19 protein-coding genes are annotated in these 16,861 nt (G+C 43.2%); 11 read left to right on the top strand and 8 right to left on the bottom strand.

What is annotated here, in order from left to right:
* The first annotated feature begins 31 nt into the window (after positions 1 to 31).
* The 3 genes from AB4583_RS11020 to AB4583_RS11010 all read left to right on the top strand — a co-directional run bounded on the left by AB4583_RS11020 (position 32) and on the right by AB4583_RS11010 (position 1,845).
* The gene (locus tag AB4583_RS11020) at positions 32 to 547 is read left to right on the top strand and encodes a hypothetical protein (protein WP_017068282.1); all 516 of its coding nucleotides are present in this window, start codon (positions 32 to 34) and stop codon (positions 545 to 547) included.
* Positions 548 to 732: 185 nt separating this feature from the next.
* A complete protein-coding gene (locus AB4583_RS11015) occupies positions 733 to 1,242 on the top strand; it encodes a hypothetical protein (protein WP_017070904.1) in 510 nt (169 codons plus the stop codon).
* A gap of 114 nt (positions 1,243 to 1,356) precedes the next feature.
* Entirely contained in the window at positions 1,357 to 1,845 is a 489-nt protein-coding gene (locus AB4583_RS11010; protein WP_017068284.1) for a GNAT family N-acetyltransferase, read from the top strand.
* A 156-nt stretch (positions 1,846 to 2,001) separates the two neighbouring features.
* Here AB4583_RS11010 and AB4583_RS11005 read toward each other — a convergent pair whose 3' ends face one another.
* A complete protein-coding gene (locus AB4583_RS11005) occupies positions 2,002 to 2,577 on the bottom strand; it encodes a nucleoside triphosphate pyrophosphohydrolase family protein (RefSeq protein WP_304564037.1) in 576 nt (191 codons plus the stop codon).
* 213 nt (positions 2,578 to 2,790) lie between these two features.
* Here AB4583_RS11005 and AB4583_RS11000 point away from each other — a divergent pair, with 213 nt between their 5' ends.
* Positions 2,791 to 3,861, top strand: a complete 1,071-nt coding sequence (locus AB4583_RS11000) for a diguanylate cyclase domain-containing protein (RefSeq protein WP_017068285.1) — start codon at positions 2,791 to 2,793, stop codon at positions 3,859 to 3,861.
* 28 nt (positions 3,862 to 3,889) lie between these two features.
* Here the strand turns inward: AB4583_RS11000 and AB4583_RS10995 are convergent, their stop codons facing one another.
* Both AB4583_RS10995 and AB4583_RS10990 read right to left on the bottom strand, forming a co-directional pair.
* Positions 3,890 to 4,456: a DUF1415 domain-containing protein gene (locus AB4583_RS10995; protein WP_017059169.1), complete on the bottom strand. Its 567-nt coding sequence runs from the start codon at positions 4,454 to 4,456 to the stop codon at positions 3,890 to 3,892.
* Positions 4,457 to 4,541: 85 nt separating this feature from the next.
* Positions 4,542 to 5,741, bottom strand: coding sequence for an MFS transporter (locus AB4583_RS10990; protein ID WP_017070902.1), 1,200 nt, complete (start codon positions 5,739 to 5,741; stop codon positions 4,542 to 4,544).
* A gap of 110 nt (positions 5,742 to 5,851) precedes the next feature.
* On the opposite strand from AB4583_RS10990, the gene AB4583_RS10985 reads away from it, so the two are divergent.
* Positions 5,852 to 6,724 carry a LysR family transcriptional regulator gene (locus AB4583_RS10985; RefSeq protein ID WP_017065533.1) on the top strand — a complete coding sequence of 291 codons (873 nt, stop codon included), beginning with the start codon at positions 5,852 to 5,854 and terminating at the stop codon, positions 6,722 to 6,724.
* A gap of 89 nt (positions 6,725 to 6,813) precedes the next feature.
* On the opposite strand, the gene AB4583_RS10980 is transcribed toward AB4583_RS10985, so the two are convergent.
* Positions 6,814 to 7,050, bottom strand: a complete 237-nt coding sequence (locus AB4583_RS10980; RefSeq protein ID WP_016786183.1) for a glutaredoxin family protein — start codon at positions 7,048 to 7,050, stop codon at positions 6,814 to 6,816.
* A gap of 153 nt (positions 7,051 to 7,203) precedes the next feature.
* Between AB4583_RS10980 and AB4583_RS10975 the strand changes: the two genes are divergently transcribed.
* Both AB4583_RS10975 and rlmF read left to right on the top strand, forming a co-directional pair.
* Positions 7,204 to 7,701 (top strand): YgjP-like metallopeptidase domain-containing protein, encoded by a 498-nt coding sequence (locus tag AB4583_RS10975; protein WP_004734935.1) that lies wholly within the window; start codon positions 7,204 to 7,206, stop codon positions 7,699 to 7,701.
* Between the two features lie 4 nt (positions 7,702 to 7,705).
* Positions 7,706 to 9,028 (top strand): 23S rRNA (adenine(1618)-N(6))-methyltransferase RlmF, encoded by a 1,323-nt coding sequence (rlmF, locus tag AB4583_RS10970; RefSeq protein WP_017068287.1) that lies wholly within the window; start codon positions 7,706 to 7,708, stop codon positions 9,026 to 9,028.
* Between the two features lie 91 nt (positions 9,029 to 9,119).
* Here the strand turns inward: rlmF and pilW are convergent, their stop codons facing one another.
* Together pilW and metA are read right to left on the bottom strand one after the other, a co-directional pair.
* A complete protein-coding gene (gene pilW, locus AB4583_RS10965) occupies positions 9,120 to 9,887 on the bottom strand; it encodes a type IV pilus biogenesis/stability protein PilW (RefSeq protein WP_372117314.1) in 768 nt (255 codons plus the stop codon).
* A gap of 168 nt (positions 9,888 to 10,055) precedes the next feature.
* Positions 10,056 to 10,997: a homoserine O-succinyltransferase gene (metA, locus tag AB4583_RS10960; protein ID WP_017059174.1), complete on the bottom strand. Its 942-nt coding sequence runs from the start codon at positions 10,995 to 10,997 to the stop codon at positions 10,056 to 10,058.
* Between the two features lie 275 nt (positions 10,998 to 11,272).
* On the opposite strand from metA, the gene AB4583_RS10955 reads away from it, so the two are divergent.
* Positions 11,273 to 11,641: an ATP-binding protein gene (locus AB4583_RS10955; protein WP_017068289.1), complete on the top strand. Its 369-nt coding sequence runs from the start codon at positions 11,273 to 11,275 to the stop codon at positions 11,639 to 11,641.
* A 78-nt stretch (positions 11,642 to 11,719) separates the two neighbouring features.
* Positions 11,720 to 12,142, top strand: coding sequence for a DUF3859 domain-containing protein (locus tag AB4583_RS10950; RefSeq protein WP_371721610.1), 423 nt, complete (start codon positions 11,720 to 11,722; stop codon positions 12,140 to 12,142).
* 108 nt (positions 12,143 to 12,250) lie between these two features.
* Here AB4583_RS10950 and AB4583_RS10945 read toward each other — a convergent pair whose 3' ends face one another.
* Positions 12,251 to 13,357, bottom strand: a complete 1,107-nt coding sequence (locus tag AB4583_RS10945; RefSeq protein WP_017059177.1) for a M20/M25/M40 family metallo-hydrolase — start codon at positions 13,355 to 13,357, stop codon at positions 12,251 to 12,253.
* Positions 13,358 to 13,618: 261 nt separating this feature from the next.
* On the opposite strand from AB4583_RS10945, the gene AB4583_RS10940 reads away from it, so the two are divergent.
* Complete coding sequence (locus tag AB4583_RS10940; RefSeq protein WP_372117312.1) at positions 13,619 to 15,577, top strand: diguanylate cyclase domain-containing protein; 1,959 nt, start codon at positions 13,619 to 13,621, stop codon at positions 15,575 to 15,577.
* A gap of 135 nt (positions 15,578 to 15,712) precedes the next feature.
* On the opposite strand, the gene AB4583_RS10935 is transcribed toward AB4583_RS10940, so the two are convergent.
* On the bottom strand, positions 15,713 to 15,898 hold the full coding sequence (locus AB4583_RS10935) for a hypothetical protein (RefSeq protein WP_017059179.1): 186 nt from the start codon (positions 15,896 to 15,898) through the stop codon (positions 15,713 to 15,715).
* A 273-nt stretch (positions 15,899 to 16,171) separates the two neighbouring features.
* Between AB4583_RS10935 and AB4583_RS10930 the strand changes: the two genes are divergently transcribed.
* Positions 16,172 to 16,831 (top strand): DUF2726 domain-containing protein, encoded by a 660-nt coding sequence (locus AB4583_RS10930; protein WP_017065541.1) that lies wholly within the window; start codon positions 16,172 to 16,174, stop codon positions 16,829 to 16,831.
* Positions 16,832 to 16,861 lie beyond the last annotated feature (30 nt).

The raw sequence follows: 16,861 nt of genomic DNA, 5'->3' as shown, positions 1-16,861 counted from the left end.
ACATCTTTGCTTAGAATATCTGGAGTTCATTATGAAAAAATCAATTTTAGCGGTCGTCATTCTATCTTTAGTGTCAGCGTCTGTTTTCGCTAACGGACAATCCAATGCTCACAACTATCAACCTGGTGCGACGAATAACTCAGAACGTTTAGCGGATATTGATCCTAACTACGAACTGACCTTACCTTCAGAAAAAGAAGGCTACACCATGTATGACAACCAATCCATGTCAGATGGTGGGACCTACACAACGTATGTCAAACCGAATCCTTCCGATGCAATGCATGTCGCCGATGAAGGCTCGCTAAAAATAACGCATGGAGAAGGTGGTGTCATTATGACGGAATACACCACAAAGAATGGGCAACACACGTTTTCAGTGATGTGCGGCTACACTTCGGGTCCATCATACTGGGCTGACGGAAAACCAGCGAAGGTATGTGAAGAGGCGCAAGCACTAGCGGTTGCATTGGAAGCAAAAGGTGAATGGGAGGTGAAGCCAATGACTTACACCATCGCACCAGCAAGAATCGTAGTTGATAAGTGATTTTTGTCTATAGAACGCTCGTTATATCGAGCCTCGTTATCCAATCATATTGATTATTTGTAGTGAGACAGAGGGGTACTCAGGCTGAAATGGTCTTGAAGTTCCCCTTAACTTAGCTCATCTCACAAGAAGCTAAGTCAGCCAACTAATCAAATTTGTATTCGAAAATACAGAAGGTCTATCCCATGAAAAATACCATTAAGCTACTGGCTATCGCATGTGTTTTACTTACTCCAATGCTTGTCGCCGCTGCCGAACATAATCATAGTCACAATCATTTTAACCCTGAATTAGAGAAACTTGGCGACGATATTATTGGTCTAACCGTGTGTTACAAAAATGGTCATCTATCAGATGAGAATCAAGAGCCTGCGTTTATGAACCTTATCAACCACGCCAATGTAGAAGGTGAGGAGCTGGGGATGTTCTACATGGACAAATTGGGCCCTAAAGCCGAACAAATCATGAGTGATGATGAGGCTCGACGTTTATGGACCGAAGAATATTGTGCTGATTTAACTGATACCTATTTGGACTCACACAAGTTAGCTCAAAGAGCAAATGAACACAAAGGTTATTCCCACGGACACGATCATGGTCATCACCATAATCATGACCACCATGGACATGGCGATTTAACGCCGGAGGTACTTGAGCAAGATATTGAGAGAGGGCGTTTACTCAGTATCAATTAAGCCCAATAAGATAAGTTCATCTAACCTATTGTTAAATATTCACTATTTGTTAGTGTGTTTAGGTGCACATTGAGGATGTGTTTCATATTTAGCGAAGAAATATTAGGAGTTGCGATGAGTATTATAGTGAGACGGTCTGAGCCGTCAGATGCGAAGGGAATAAAAGAAGTTTACGAATGCACTAATGCTTATACCGGTACGCTGCAACTCCCAAATCCATCTCTGGAAAGCTGGCAAAAACGAATCTCTAATATGCCTGATAACGTGTATTCGTATGTCGCGATGATCGACGATGAGATTGTTGGCAACTTGGGAATGGAAGTGTGTGTGAATCCAAGAAGACGACATGTGGCTTCATTTGGTATGGGTGTTAAGGACGATGTGCTAGGCAAAGGTGTCGGTAGCCAACTGCTCGCAACAGCAATCGACTTGTGTGATAACTGGATTAACATCAAGCGAATGGAGTTAACGGTGTATACCGATAACGAAAGAGCGATCAGCCTGTATAAGAAGTTCGGTTTCGTGATTGAAGGAGAGTCCGCAGGGTTCGCTTTCAGAAATGGCGAATATGTGGCGGCTTATCATATGGCTCGACTGGTATAGCATTTAGCTACGATTAACACACAGCTACGATTAACACAGTTAGAATTAACTGACAGATAATAAAACGCCACGTTATTTAAACGTGGCGTTTGCTATTTTGGTGCGCTGGTGCTTTAAATAGCTACAGCCATAACCTTAGTTCAGTCGTAAACTTAGTTAAGCCGTTAGTGGCTCAAGGTTCGCAGGACGGTAGTGTACAGATTTTAGTACTTTACCTTGGCGAACTGTCTTGCCTTCCGATACGAAATCTTCCGCACACTTAGCGATGATGTATTCGCCTTTTTGAACCGCCATCAGCTTGATGTTCTGCTCAGCATAGAAAGCTTCTGTTTCAGCATATTCAGTTTCGTTGCGACATACTTTGCTCATGTTGCTTGAGTGTACTTCGTCCCAGCAAGGTAAGAAGTCAATTGAGCGGTTTTTAGAAACATTCAACAGTAGGTCGATCAGGTAGCTGATTGCTAGGTTGTCTTCAACCTTAGCTTGGCCAAGGTGAACCAAACGTCCCATCAAAACATAAACGCTGTCTACAATAGCGTCCGCTTGTTCGATTTTAGAGTCAGCTTCTGCAAGTTCTGTTAGCTCTTCGATCGCTAGAGAGGTATGTAGCGTATCGCCTTTTTCGTCCATTGTTTCAGGAGCAGCAACCGGCAGATCAAAAGTACTGCGGAACTCTTCAATGTCGCGGTAAAGGTGATCGTAGATTTCTTGGTTTAGTTGAGAAAGGTTCATATTCCTATCCATTTTGTTTCGTTAATGGACCATTTTAACAAAGGTAGGAATGGGGTGCTAACGCAAAGTGGAAGAACGCGACTTTTATTCATTGGACCAATGAGGTATTTTGCATACAAACTAATTGATTATTATGTTTTTTTACACTTTACTCTTCTTAATATACGAAATATTAATGTTGTCATTAATGTCAGCAGTAGTGGAATCCCATTTATGAACCAAGCCAGTGAAAGCGAAATTGTTATACGCCGCTTGTATCAAATCACCAATGATTATCGAAAGGGCTTCGATATTCAGATCGCTCAGCTGCTTATTATGGGGCTTGAACGCTTCAACCTTGATATTGGTATCTTATCGAAAGTCGATGGCAATACTTATGTTGTTGAACATTGTGTTACGCCTGAAGGGGTAGAACTCAATAGCGGTGACACTTTTGATTATCGTTCAACCTATTGCGAAATTACCTGTAAATCGATTGGTCCTATCTGTATTGAGCATTGTGGCAAACACGATAAGTATGCGAAGCATCCTGCTTACCAGTCTTTTGGCTTGGAGTCTTATATTGGGGTTCCCATTTTCGTTAATGATGAGCTTTATGGCACCTTAAACTTTTCAAGCCCAGCACCCTATCATCGTGAGTTCAAAGAGTTCGATGTCGACGTGATGAGACTAATGGCATCATGGATCGAAGTGGAGCTGGTTAGAAGGCAGCAAGAACGAAAACTCAAAGAGCTGAATGAGAAGTTAGAGTACCAAGCTCTTTATGACCCTCTTACACACTTACCGAATAGACGTTGCTTGTTCAAAACGTTGAACGCAGAAGTGGAGCAGTTAAAAGGATCTTTAGGAAAGGGAACCTTAGCGGTTGTCGACATCGATTTCTTTAAGGTCGTTAATGATACTTACGGTCATCAAATGGGTGATGTTGTCTTAAAGAAAGTGGCGAACGTGCTGAGCAATAACACTCAAGAAGGTGAGTTTGTGGCGCGCTTTGGTGGCGAGGAGTTCATTCTTTGGTACCCAAATAAAACACCAAATTATGTTGAAGATAAGTTCATGACTCTTTTGCAAGAGATGAAGAAAATCACACTGGATAGAAAGCCTGTCACTATATCAATCGGTGCGTGTCATTTTGAGTTGAGTACAGGGGATACCAAAGGGGAAAGGATGTCGGCGTTAGATAAGCTCATCAAAGTTGCCGATGAATGCCTGTATATTGCGAAACAAAATGGACGAGATCAGTTCATTTCTCGTCCATATCATCAAGAACGCTCAGGAATATGAGCCATTTTGTTAGCGATTAACTGAACGATTAGCTGAACAGATAAGGGAACAGTTGACGACGTTCTTCCGGAGTTAAGGATTCAACTCTCGCGATGTTGGTATCAGGAATCGCTTCAGGGTTAGGGTAGTGCTTCAACACTTTTTCCATACTCGCTTCACGAATCAAATGGTAAACCGGGTACGGAGAACGGTTCGTTAGGTTTTCATCGTCTTCTGGATCCGCACCACCAAAACAATAGTCTGGGTGGAAGGTTGCTACTTGGTAAACGCCTTCCCAATCTTCTTGCTTGATCAACGCTTCAATCCAATCAATGAACATGTTGTAGTCGAAGAAATCTTGCAGCATGTTAGGTACAACAACCAAAGTCGTCTCTAATTCCGCGACTGGCGTGTTATCTAACTCTACGAAATGCGTCATGATGTCTTGCAACAACACTTCTTCCGTATTTGCTTCACTCACAAAGATCTTAATCTGTTTATTACGTTGTGGCTTGGCTGCGAATGGACACAGGTTTAGGCCAATAACGACATCGTCTAACCACTGTTTTACTTGGTCGTGGATGGTTTGAAGATCTGTGCTTTGAGTGTTCGACATAACAGGTTCCGAAATGAAATTTTGCGTAGGATATCAGAACGGACGTTAATCAAAAGCAATAATTGAGTTACAACCCTAGTCGTACTTATGCTTGTGCGAGTTTAGAGGCCGATACTTGAAGTTGTTTTAATTGGTAGACCCAAGCAAATATCGCAACATAGAAGATTGAACCGCCCGCAATCACGCCATTCCAACCGAATAGTTGCCAGCAATACAAGAGTAAGAAACCACCTAAGCTCCCGCCTATGTAATAGTGTACTAAGTAAAGAGCGGTTGCCGTTGCCTTAGCGCTCGGTGCTTTTTGACTTACCCAAGAGTAGGCAAGGGTATGGGCGAAGAACGCGCCGCCACTAATCAATAACAAGCCTGCTAGCATGAACGGAACTTTGTCGACTGCAGAAATTAGCATTCCGATTAAGCTAATACACACGCCCATCAATATTCCGCTTAACGGGTCAAAGCGAAGTGTCCATTTGTTGGAGAGCTTAGAGCTTACCGTACCGGCCAAGTAACATAGGAATATCAGTGAAGCTAAACCAACGGGTACCGAGTGAGGTTCGGATACTAGCCTAAAGCCCATTACAGAGTACAGGTTAACAAACAGCGCGAAGTTAGCACCACCAATCAACATGGCAAGCCACAAGGTACGGTTTCTTAAGTGCATTACAACGGAGCGGTTGTGATGAAAGAACAGCCCTTTTTGAGGTTTGAAGTTCTGTTGGTCAGGTAGGCGATAGGCAATAAAGAGTGCACCAAGCAATGAACCGACAACGAAAAACAGTACAGTTGCATGCCAATCGAAATAGTCTGTAATTAAGCCGCCTAATACACGTCCGAAGATTCCACCCAATGAGTTGGCCGCAATATAACCTCCAATCGCGACAGCAAAGGCTTTGGGTGTTAACTCCTCAACCATATAGGCAACCGCCACACCAGCAAACGCCGCCACAGCGATGCCCATAAATGCGCGGGCAATAACGAGTTGCAACAAGGTAGTCGTGAACACCATGCTTAACCCTATTAATGGGATAGCGAACAGACTGAACAGAATAATGGGTTTACGACCAAAGGTTTCAGAGGCAATTGCCCAAGGTACCAAGCTAATCGAAAGGCCGAGTGTTGTAGCAGCAAACAACCAGTTGATCTGAGTTTCAGATACTTGGAAGTGCTCCGCCATGTGCGGCAAGATTGGCTGAAAGAGGTAAAGGTTACAGAAAATGATAAACGAGCCAATCGCCAATGATTGGGTGATGCGTTTGTATTGAAGACTGCCTTTATCAAACATTTACGTTGTGCCTGCACGAGTTAGTAAGCTATTTGTGAACAAGTTATCAGCACAAGTGTGATTAAAGAAATATATTAAAAATATCACCTCTATATATTAAATATATCGCCATGCTTGAATCAAAACCTCTTCGACATTTTCTGGCTGTTGCGCAGTTTGGTAACTTCACTCAGGCCGCCAAAGCGCTGCATATCGCGCAGCCCGCATTGAGCATTTCTATTAAAAAACTAGAACAGACGCTTGAGTTGATTCTATTCCGTCGAGGAGATAAATCCGTCACCTTAACGGAAGAGGGAAAGGTACTGTTTGAGCATGCGAAGCGAATCGCCCAGCAGTTTGATGACGCTCAACTCGCGATGAATGAGCTAAAGGGGTTAGAGAAAGGCGAGGTTCGATTAGGCGCTCCAAGTATGATGGGCAGTTATTTTTTTCCCCAAGTCGTGATGGCCTTTAAAAGCCAATACCCAAACCTAAAGTTGACCTTGATTGATGCAGGCACCGCATCTATTCGTGAAATGCTGTTAAACGGCGAACTCGATATTGGCGTAATCAACCATGAAAACGTGCCTGATGATCTTGAAACTGACCACCTGTTAAGCTCAGAAATGTTAGCTGTAGTTGGCAAAGATCACCCACTGGCAACGCAACCATCCATCACCTTTGAAGAATTTTTTGCTCAAGAGCTGATCATGTTCAAATCGGGCTACTTCCACCGCGATTTTATCGATGCGACTTGTAAGAAGTACAATCTCGATATGACCATTGCGTTCGAAACCAATTTATTGCCAATGATTCTTTCTATCGTGAAGCGAGAGTTTGCCATCACCGCGTTGCTTAGCTTGGTGACAGAATACGAGGAAGATGTCGTAGGCGTGCCATTTAAAGACCCTGTGAAACTGAACCTATCTTTGGCGTGGAGAAAGGAAGGGTATCTGTCAAAAGCAGACCGAACCTTTATTGATTTCGTTAAGCGGTATGTGTGATTTAGTAAGATTTAAATAAACAAAGCCCGAACATCCTAGATTGGATATTCGGGCTTTGTTGTATAGAAGTATGACTGGCTCAGAGCACGTTAGGTGTTCTTTGAGTTATACATCTTATCGAAGTTCTTCTGATTCCAGCCGACCATCACTTGATCGCCGATTTTAAGCACGGGGATAGAACGAGCACCCATTGCTTGCAATTCTTTACGGCCACGCTGCATCTTTGCATTCGTCAGGCGGTAAACAATTTTCTTAGAGTCTAAATACCTTTGGGCATCTTTACAGTGCGGGCATTTGTCTGCGACGTACAATACAACACGTTTCATTTTTACAATCTCTTTTTGAGTGTAGCTCTTGGTGAATCTCGCTAAAGTGTAACGAATCCTAGGTGATTAGAAAAGTGTGATCAGTTACACTATGCGGCTCAATTTTCAAGACCACAAAGTATTGTCGTGGTGTAACTTGTACGGTCTTTCAGCATGCATCCTTCTTTACGCTATATTCAAGGCTATCCTAAGCACATTCTTGATCCTGTTACTCAACTTGTAGAGTCGGGTAAATTGGTGCCTTGGTTTGAAGCTCGCTACCCAAAGAATCATGAAATAAAAAGCGAGAAAGCCCTGTTTGACTATGCGATTGAGATAAAAAATCGCTACATGAAAAAAACACCACCGATCAGCAAAGTGATTTACGACGGCAAGATACACCTAATCAATAATGCGTTAGGTCTGCATTCTTACGTTGCTAAGAATCACGGTGGAAAGATCAAATCAAAGAATGAAATTCGTATCGCCAGTGTTTTTAAAAATGCACCAGAACCTTTGCTAAGAATGCTGGTGGTACACGAACTGGCGCATATCAAAGAGAAAGAGCACGACAAAGCCTTTTACCAACTATGCTGTCACATGGAACCGGAATATCATCAACTTGAGTTGGATGCCCGTTTATTCATGATGTATTTAGATTTAAAGAAGTAGCCCAATGAGCCAATCACAAAATAGAACGACGCTAAGCCTGTCGAAAAACAGCACTTCATCAGCAAAAACAAAAGACAACCAAGCTGATGTTAAGCCAAGTACAGCTAAGCCAAGCAGCGACAAGCGTATTTCTACAAAGAACACATCTGATAAAAGCCGCAAGAATAGCGCACCTAAAGGCGCGGGCAATAACAAAGCAAAGCGACCTTTTGCAAAAGACAGTAAAGGGAAGCAGGGTGCAAATAAAGGATCATCGAATAAGGGTTCTTTCAATAAAACGGCTTTTAACAAGAACGCAGCTCAGAAAAGACGCTCGGCTGAAAAACCTCAAGGTGGATTACACCCAAGAAACCAGCACACTGGCCGCTATAACTTCGAGTTACTAGTTGCAGCCTTGCCTGAGCTAAAAGAGCATCTGATCAAGAATCCGGTTGGCGAAGACACCATTAATTTCTCTGATCCATTGGCCGTTAAGCTACTCAACAAAGCTTTGTTGGCGCATCACTATGGCGTTAAACATTGGGATATTCCTGCTGGTTACTTGTGCCCGCCAATTCCTGGTCGTGCAGACTACATTCACAGAGTGGCCGACATCCTTAATAGCGATGGCCAAGGTGAACCCTATAACCACGCGTCTGTGAAAGCATTAGATATTGGTGTCGGTGCAAACTGTATCTACCCAATCATTGGTGCGACAGAGTATAAGTGGCGTTGTACAGGGACAGATGTTGATTCAGTCTCCATCAAAACAGCGAACTTCATAGCGGAAAGCAACCCTAATCTAAAAGGTAAGATCCGCGCTCGCCTACAAGCTGACTCTGAATCTATCTTTAAGGGCGTGATTAAGGATAATGAACGTTACGATGTCACTATTTGTAACCCGCCATTCCACAGCTCTCTTGAAGAGGCTGAAAAGGGGTCACAACGTAAACTGGATAATCTAGCGGCGAACCGTGCTAAGAAAGCCGGTCAGTCATTCAAGCCTGAAACGAACAAGAAGCCAGTTAAGTTAGATAAATCAACTAAGCAAGCTAAACCAACCTTAAACTTTGGTGGTCAAAAAGCCGAGCTTTGGTGCCCAGGTGGTGAAGCCGCTTTCATTATGAAGATGGCAAGAGAGAGTCAACTTTTTGCTACTCAAGTTTTGTGGTTTACGACATTGATTTCTAAGAAAGATAACGTCGATATGGTTCGTTCAGAGCTTGGCAAGCTTAGAGCTAAACAAGTGAAAGTCGTCGAGATGTCACAAGGCCAGAAGGTAAGTCGCTTTATCGCATGGACCTTTATGGACGATGAGCAAAGACAAGAGTGGATCGCGCTAAAATAGCGGCTGCACTTAGTTAAGATATTAAGTTGAAATTACGTAGGGGCTTGTTGTTAACGCAACAAGCCCGTTTTTTTTGTGTTTTGCATATAATCTAAGCAGAAAGCAACTCATCTAACTTACTCTGATATTTCTGCTCTAGAGCTTTGTTACCTGCTTTGTTTTCGAGATCGACCAAGATTTTAAGCGATGGAATTTGATAGCCATAACGCTGGTGGAATTTGAATAAACGGATTCGAGCGTCATTGTAATTGGCGTCACTCACTTCAATTTTTGATAACTGTAGTATCGATTTTACGCGGTTTGGATCGTGGTCAATCGCTCTGCTGAAGTAGTACTTCGCTTGGTCGGTATTGCCAGCCTTAAATGCGCAAAACGCGGCGTTTTCATAACTTGCAGACACCAAGTAGTAGTAGGGTTGGTCGATGGCGCGATTGAAGTAATTATCGGCTTGTTCGTATTCGCCCTGTTTACACAAGAAGGTACCGTAGTTGTTCAATACATTGCCATTTCTTGAATCAAGACTGAGTGCTTTGCGGTAAGTGCTTCTCGCTTCATCTACTTCACCCACTTGTTCGTAGTAATGCGCCATTGAAAGCCGAGCACGGTAGTAGCTAGGTGCGTGTTTAATCGCGAGCTCAAGGTTTTCACGCGCTCTCACCATATTGCCTTGTCCCATATAGCCCAAACCTAATTCGATTCGAGATTCAGACATCGCGATAGGATCACTTTCAATCTTTGGCGGTCCTTCAGTGACAGAGACACAACCGGCCAAGGAAAGCGAGGCAAGTAGTACCACACTTGATAACGAAAGAGGGCGGGACAACGAAATCGGATTTGAAAATGATGGCTTGGCAGGCATGTGAAGCTCCTTATGAACACCAACCCATCATATGAAATCAAACCCATTGAAGTCGTAAATCTATCATGGAATGCGACCCACACACCATAAAAAAACCGCGTCCAATTCGTCGTTTTATCAACAACATACTGAACACGGTTTATGTGTTTGTGAATCGGAAGAAAGAACTTAATCGTCTTTGGTAAAGTTGTCTTCGCTGAAATGATCCAGATCGTAAGGCGTTTGTTGGTAAACGCAGTAGTTTAGCCAGTTTGAGAACAACAAGTGTCCGTGGCTGCGCCAGCTTGCAACCGGTTTGTTGTCTGGATTGTTATTCGGGTAGTAGTTGATTGGTATCACAGGCTCCATGCCTTCACCCAAATCTCGAATGTACTCATTGTGAAGTGTGTGAGAGTCGTACTCAGGGTGACCGGTGACAAACACGTTCCGTTTATCTTTAGTCGCCGCTAGGTATACGCCCGCAACATCCGAAGTCGCAAGAACATCAAGGTCAGTATGCTCCGCTAAGTACTCTTGAGAGAAGTCCGCATAGCGAGAGTGCGGAGCCAAGAATGTATCGTCGAAGCCACGTAAAATAGGGTGGTATGGGTTATGTATCTCGTGGTTGTAAACACCAGACAGCTTCTCTTTTCGAGTGCGTTTTGGCAAATCATAGAGTAATTTCAAACCAGCCTGAGCCGCCCAACACACGTATAGAGTTGAAGTAACGTGCTTGTTTGCCCATTCCATGATGGTTTTCAGATGGTCCCAGTAGATCACATCTTCAAATTGAACCAAGCCAAGCGGCGCACCAGTGATGATCAATCCATCAAAGTTTCTGCCTTTGACCATTTCAAATTGGCGATAAAAGTTATCAAGGTGTTCAGTCGGTGTGTTTTTACTTGGTCGGTCATCAATGCGCAGCAGCTCTACATCCACTTGCAATGGGCTGTTCGATAGTAGGCGTAAAAATTGAGTTTCAGTTTCAATCTTCTTCGGCATTAGGTTGAGGATCAAGACTCGAAGTGGACGAATTTCCTGTGTCGATGCTCTTGATAACGGCATAACGAAGATGTTTTCTTCACGAAGAACATCGGATGCTGGCAATTGGTCTGGAATGCGAATAGGCACAGCTTTCTCCCTAAGCTAGATATGTAGACGTCTATACATCTAAATCTATAGTAGTTTGATACGCTTGTCGATATGCAAAATGGATAGATGTAAATTATTTGTGTTTTCTATCAGAAGCCATCCCTGCGCTTCGAGGGGAGTCTCATTGTATTCAGTGGTTATCGGAGTCTTGTGTAAGTAGTTGGTTTTCGGATGCTGAGCAGAGGCAGTTATCAGAGCAACTCGTTACTATTTACGATAAACTCATGTTTTCAAATTAGCCTGTACAGTGACAGATGAAGTTAATACTCATTCGAGGGTTGCCCGGTTCTGGCAAATCAACAAAAGCAAAAACCTACGATGCATTGCATGTCGAAGCCGATATGTATTATGTGAATGAGCAAGGTGAGTACCATTTTGATCCTAGGCAGCTGCAACAAGCTCATGAGTGGTGTCAAAACACAGCTGAAAACGGCTTAAAGCAAGGGCTTGATGTGGTTGTTTCAAATACCTTTATTAAGCATTGGGAAATGAGAGCCTACCGCCAACTTGCACGCAAATATAAAGCAGAATTAATTATCGAAGTGTGCCGAGAGCAATATGGCACTATTCACGACATTGAACCTTCAGTAATTAAGCGTATGGCGAAAGACTGGCAAGAATAGCCTCGTTCTTCTTCTGCTTGCGTGGCTGAATGGCAAATAGAATTAAATTAATAGAACAACTTCAAGGTAACGATTGAAATGGCAAAGCGCTCTGTTGTGGTCGACATGACTTCTTATGGTATCTATTCCACATGGGATTCAAAATCTAAAGATCTTCCAAAAATCCAAGAGTTCACCACCACCGTTGATGCTGAAATCGACGTAGAGTTTGGCTATATCCTGAATATCAAAAAAGCCAAAGGTGAGAAGATCCGTTACTGCATTTATCACCCAAACATCACCACAGACAAAGGTGAAGTGCTCGAACCGTTTGGTGGTGAGGAGTATGTCGGTAACAATGACTGGGATTTCTACTTAGGTGACACTATCTGGGCTCCTGTCTCGAACAAGCTAGGAAAGTGGCGCATGACGGTTGAGCTAAAAGGCAACATCATCGCCGACAAGACATTCGACCTAGTAGCAAAAGACGAAGGCCAATTCTGGAAGCGTAGAGGGTTTTAGGTTCGACCTTCTATGTTCACCTAAACAACAAAAAGCCGAGCATCGTGATGATGTCTCGGCTTTTTTCATTGTGCTAGATAGAAGTGACTACCTAACTAATGGATTCGATTATTGCGTTACGTAAGCCACAACAAACTCAGTGATTGCGACCATGTCTTTCACTGCAATGTACTCTTCAGTGGTGTGAACTTTCGCCATACCAGTAGAAAGGTTAACTGTAGTCAGGCCTTTTGCGTTGAAGTTGTTTGCATCGCTACCGCCGCCAGTGCGTTTAGTGTTCGCTGTGACGCCAAGCTTCTCAAACGCCGATTTGATAGAAAGAATGTGCGGATGATCGTCTGCAATAACGAATGCATCGTAAGCACGAGTTGATTCGATTTCTACTTCAGCGCCGAACTGCTTAGCACTTTCTTGGAATGTAGAGATCATATGTTCAACTTGAGCCGTTAGCTTTTCGCCGTTTAGAGAACGTGCTTCAGCCACGACTTTAAGCTCTGGCATTACGATGTTAGTTGCTTGACCACCTTCAACAATACCAACGTTTGCTGTCGTTTCTTCATCGATACGAAGTAGGTTCATCTTAGTGATAGCGTCTGCAGCAACTTGAATTGCGCTGATGCCTTCTTCTGGTGCTAAACCAGCGTGAGCAGGGCGACCTTTGATTTTAGCAACAATCTTCTGCTGGCCAGGCGCTGCGTTTACGATAGTGCCAATTGGACCGCCTGTATCAAGTACGATTGCGTGCTCAGATTGAATGTAAGACATATCGAAGTTCAAAGAGCCGAACAGACCGCCTTCTTCGAATACAGTAAATGCAATCTCGATAGTTTTGTGCTCTTGTCCTTCAGCTTTAATGCAACGAACCGCTTCCATGATAGCTGCGATACCAGACTTGTCGTCACCACCTAGAATTGTGTTGCCTTTTGAACGGATGATACCGTCTTCGATGATTGGCTCAATGCCGATGCCTGGCGTTACTGTGTCCATGTGGCAGCTGAACACTGTGCTACCTGGAAGAGTGCCATCTAGACGAGCGTAGATGTTGAAACCATTAGACACTTCTTCAGGAACCGCCAGTTTGTGAACTTCAAAACCTAGTTCACCGAGTTGCTCAGCCAAGGCTTCAGCAATCGCTTTTTCGTTACGAGATTCACTATCAATTTTCACTAGATCGCAGAAATGTTCTACAAGACGTTGTTCATTAATTTGGGTCATTGTTAATTCTCATTATGCTTCCGCTTGTTCAAAAAGAAGCCGCGGAGGTAGGAACAGGAAAATCACTATAACGCCAATGAGGTAGATGATTGTCTGAGTTAAATCAAGAAAGTTGCCTGATTATTCTAATTAATGAGAAAAAACCAATTCAGATCCACCAGTGCGCAGGATTTTAATCTGTATATCTGTCGGGTATAATGTTTGACCGCTCTTAAAAAAACGTCAATAAAATTGGAATTCAATCAATAATGGCCCTGATAAATGAATAGAAACAATGTGTTAGGTTCATTCCTTTTCGTGGTGCTGATGAGTATTGTGCTGGGGCTGTATTTGCTCTATCCAACTTATGACGACGATTTAAAGCATATTCGCCCTGAAAACCCGAGTGTTTATAGTCCAGAGAAAGAGTTATCACTCTCTCAATATGGATCTGCGTTGATCGATATTCTCGATGTATCTCGTGGTGACCCTAATTTAGCTTCCCTACAACTTGAGGCTCTCCAAGCCAAGTTCCCAGACCAAGATAAAGCCATCTATCGTGCTTACGAATTGATGATTTTGTCCAACCTCGCGCAACATAAGTTGGATACCGAAGCGGTTTCCGAATACGTCAGGCAGATTAAAGCACTCGCACAACACGAACATATGGGTTGGTTAAAGGCCCAATCTCTCGTTGAATTAGCGATCGAATACATCAGTACGGGTGAGCTAGCGGAATCTGAAATCCAAATCAGAGCTGCGATAGATATCGCAGAATCGCTTCACTATGAAGAGTTGTTGATTAAGGCCTATAACACGGCTGGTGTCATCAATAACATCCGCAATGACTTTCCTGAAGCTCAATACTTTTTCCATAAAGGTTTAGACCTTGGTAAGAAGTACCCTCATCACATCTACAACAGCAAATTAGTGTCAAATATGGCACTGCTTTATATCTATTTGGAAGACTGGCCTAAAGCGCTCAAGCTGATTAAAAGAGCCAAAAAGCTCTATTACAAGAGTGGACTACTCGAAGCGTCTACCATCGGCGTGCTGCATGTGAATGAGTCTTTTGCTTATCTGCGCAGTGGTGATTTAGTCAAAGGCCGAGAAGCATATCAAAGTGCGGCTAAGCTAAATGGCGATAACGTGAGTGAACGATACAAAATCATCCTATTAAAAGCAGAGAGTGATGTGTTGTTGGCGGAAAAGAACTTTGAGTCAGCACGACAAGTCGCAAACTTGTGTCTTAGATACCCAGGCGTGGACAAATACACACTTCAATTGGGGCAGTGTTACCTAAATAGAGCCTTAGCGAACATTGGTTTGAACCGAGATAATTTTGTTTTTGCTGATCTAAAGCGATCGTCTGCAATGTTCGATGTTGTGGGGACTCGCAGCTGGAAGGTCCTCGGCTTAAGAACACTTGCTGAATACTATGATTCGAGAGGCGACAGCGAGAACGCACTTCGCTACTTCAAGCTCTATTACAAGGGTAATAAAGCGCTGCTATTTGATAAGCGCCAGAGTGATATCTTTTTACTCGAGCAAGATTTCGCTACGGCATCATTAGCTCAAGAAAACGAACTGCTTAACGCAGAAAAAGAGTTGGGTGAGCTGACATTAGATAAGCAGCAATTACGGAATCGAATCGTCGTCGCTTTGGGTATCATGGTGATGATAAGCGCCACGTTACTATTGATAAGGTTACGCTCGATCCAGAAGACCAACAAAGAACTACTTAAGCAATCAACAAGATGCGAACTGACAGGCTTATACAATAGGCGTTACTTAGAGCAACGGTTAACTCAGCCGATGCCACATCATTTGTCGTCGTTTGGGTATACGCTCGCTATTCTAGATTTAGACCGCTTCAAACAAGTTAATGACACTTATGGGCATGATATTGGTGACCAAGTGCTGGTGGAAGTCGCTAAGCGTTTAGAGAAAATCTTATCAACAAACGATGTAGTGGCAAGATGGGGTGGGGAAGAGTTTGTTTTGTTGCTGGCTGGGAATCAAGATCCTAATAAAGAGCTTAAGCTTATAAGGCAAGCGATCGCTGACCGAGCGATTGAAACGCATTCTGGCCCATTAGAATTAACCACATCGATTGGTGCGACAACTCATCTAACGGGGCAACAGTTGAATAGCCGTACCTATAAGAAACACTTGAAATCGGCAGACGATGCTTTGTATCAAGCTAAGCAGTCAGGGCGCAATAAAGTCGTTATCATTTGAGTTCCTAAACTTAGTTAATCCCCTGCAATCAAGAAACCTGAACTTCAATAACTAAGCGAATAAGAGTGCTTATCTGAACTAATACGGCTATTTACTCTTATTCGCTTAATTCATACTGTGATTTGGCTTGGTGGGTTACTTAGCGACACCTTGAAGCATTTCAACCAATTCGCCTTCTGTCGCTGGTTCGCTAGCGAGTTCAATCACAGCCGAAGCTCCTCCCTTTAACATGTAGGCTTGGGTTCCGCAGTGGTCATAGTGGAACCATTTACCATCTACGCATACGTCGGTATAACATCTTGGGTCTTGTTTAAGTTCCATATCAATTTCCTTATTAACATTTACCTAACGTTTTTCAGACTAGTTGATCACAAATCTAGGTAAATTGATCTAAATCAATCTAGAGTGTAATTGATGATTTAATTATCAAAATAAGAGAGGTGTGTCTAGCGAAGGAGCGACCTCTCGTTGGGCACTGCGCTCAAAGGTCGTGATTCTGGTTGGCAACTCTCGCTCTTTTGCTTGCCAGGTGATGCTTTTCTACATACGCTAGCTACTCTCTTAATCCCTATACAGACTTGATTGTGTTGGAAAATGACTAATATCTTTATCGTTGTAATTGTTCTGGTTGTGTTCTTTTACTTTATTCAAAAGTATGTGGTGAAACACGATGACACCAAAGACCACGCTTATCAGAAGAAAGGCGCGTTGATGTCGGCGCAACAGGCGACATTCTATAATGCGCTAAAATCAGCTGTGGGCAACCATGGGGAAGTGTTTGCTAAAGTCAGCATGTCGAACGTACTTGTTCCTGCTAAGACGAACAATAAGAAGAATTGGTTTATCGCCAACAACAAGATCTCACGTAGTTACTTCGACTTTGTTGTTTGCGACCCGCGAACGCTAGAGCCCCGCGTTATTATCGAACTTGATAACGGCAAAGAGCTCAATAAAGGGAAAGTCGATCGCGAAAAGCTACTAATTCACGTGTGTAAATCGGCAGGTTTACCTCTGATTGGTGCATCTATTAAACACAGCTACCAAGTGAGCCGTTTGAAGAGGTTACTGGCAGCACACATCGATTTAATCGAGCCATCAAAAGAAGTGCGATTTTGTAAGAAGTGTGGTAGCCCAATGATCATCAAACTGGCAAGCCAAGGCGATTACAAAGGCCGACGCTTCTTCACTTGTAGCCGCCAGCCAAACTGCACCTATACCGAAAACTACAACGTTGTATTCGATGTTGAAGAATAGTTGGTATCGATAGTAATGCATCCGGTTGGA

Origin of the sequence: Vibrio sp. 10N.222.49.C12, assembly GCF_041475025.1 — a bacterium.
GTDB classification, from domain to species: Bacteria; Pseudomonadota; Gammaproteobacteria; order Enterobacterales; family Vibrionaceae; genus Vibrio; species Vibrio crassostreae_C.
This window is presented reverse-complemented; position numbering and strand designations above follow the sequence as displayed.

Bases quoted from the DNA above. Each gene is read 5' to 3' on its own strand.
- AB4583_RS11010 (WP_017068284.1), top strand. From the start codon at position 1,357: ATGAGTATTATAGTGAGACGGTCTGAGCCGTCAGATGCGAAGGGAATA.
- AB4583_RS11000 (WP_017068285.1), top strand. From the start codon at position 2,791: ATGAACCAAGCCAGTGAAAGCGAAATTGTTATACGCCGCTTGTATCAA.
- AB4583_RS10945 (WP_017059177.1), bottom strand. From the start codon at position 13,357: ATGACCCAAATTAATGAACAACGTCTTGTAGAACATTTCTGCGATCTA.
- AB4583_RS11005 (WP_304564037.1), bottom strand. From the start codon at position 2,577: ATGAACCTTTCTCAACTAAACCAAGAAATCTACGATCACCTTTACCGC.
- AB4583_RS10955 (WP_017068289.1), top strand. From the start codon at position 11,273: ATGAAGTTAATACTCATTCGAGGGTTGCCCGGTTCTGGCAAATCAACA.
- AB4583_RS10930 (WP_017065541.1), top strand. From the start codon at position 16,172: ATGACTAATATCTTTATCGTTGTAATTGTTCTGGTTGTGTTCTTTTAC.
- AB4583_RS10995 (WP_017059169.1), bottom strand. From the start codon at position 4,456: ATGTCGAACACTCAAAGCACAGATCTTCAAACCATCCACGACCAAGTA.
- AB4583_RS10990 (WP_017070902.1), bottom strand. From the start codon at position 5,741: ATGTTTGATAAAGGCAGTCTTCAATACAAACGCATCACCCAATCATTG.
- AB4583_RS11020 (WP_017068282.1), top strand. From the start codon at position 32: ATGAAAAAATCAATTTTAGCGGTCGTCATTCTATCTTTAGTGTCAGCG.
- rlmF (WP_017068287.1), top strand. From the start codon at position 7,706: ATGAGCCAATCACAAAATAGAACGACGCTAAGCCTGTCGAAAAACAGC.
- AB4583_RS10985 (WP_017065533.1), top strand. From the start codon at position 5,852: ATGCTTGAATCAAAACCTCTTCGACATTTTCTGGCTGTTGCGCAGTTT.
- AB4583_RS10940 (WP_372117312.1), top strand. From the start codon at position 13,619: ATGAATAGAAACAATGTGTTAGGTTCATTCCTTTTCGTGGTGCTGATG.
- AB4583_RS10935 (WP_017059179.1), bottom strand. From the start codon at position 15,898: ATGGAACTTAAACAAGACCCAAGATGTTATACCGACGTATGCGTAGAT.
- AB4583_RS10980 (WP_016786183.1), bottom strand. From the start codon at position 7,050: ATGAAACGTGTTGTATTGTACGTCGCAGACAAATGCCCGCACTGTAAA.
- AB4583_RS10950 (WP_371721610.1), top strand. From the start codon at position 11,720: ATGGCAAAGCGCTCTGTTGTGGTCGACATGACTTCTTATGGTATCTAT.
- AB4583_RS10975 (WP_004734935.1), top strand. From the start codon at position 7,204: ATGCATCCTTCTTTACGCTATATTCAAGGCTATCCTAAGCACATTCTT.
- AB4583_RS11015 (WP_017070904.1), top strand. From the start codon at position 733: ATGAAAAATACCATTAAGCTACTGGCTATCGCATGTGTTTTACTTACT.
- pilW (WP_372117314.1), bottom strand. From the start codon at position 9,887: ATGCCTGCCAAGCCATCATTTTCAAATCCGATTTCGTTGTCCCGCCCT.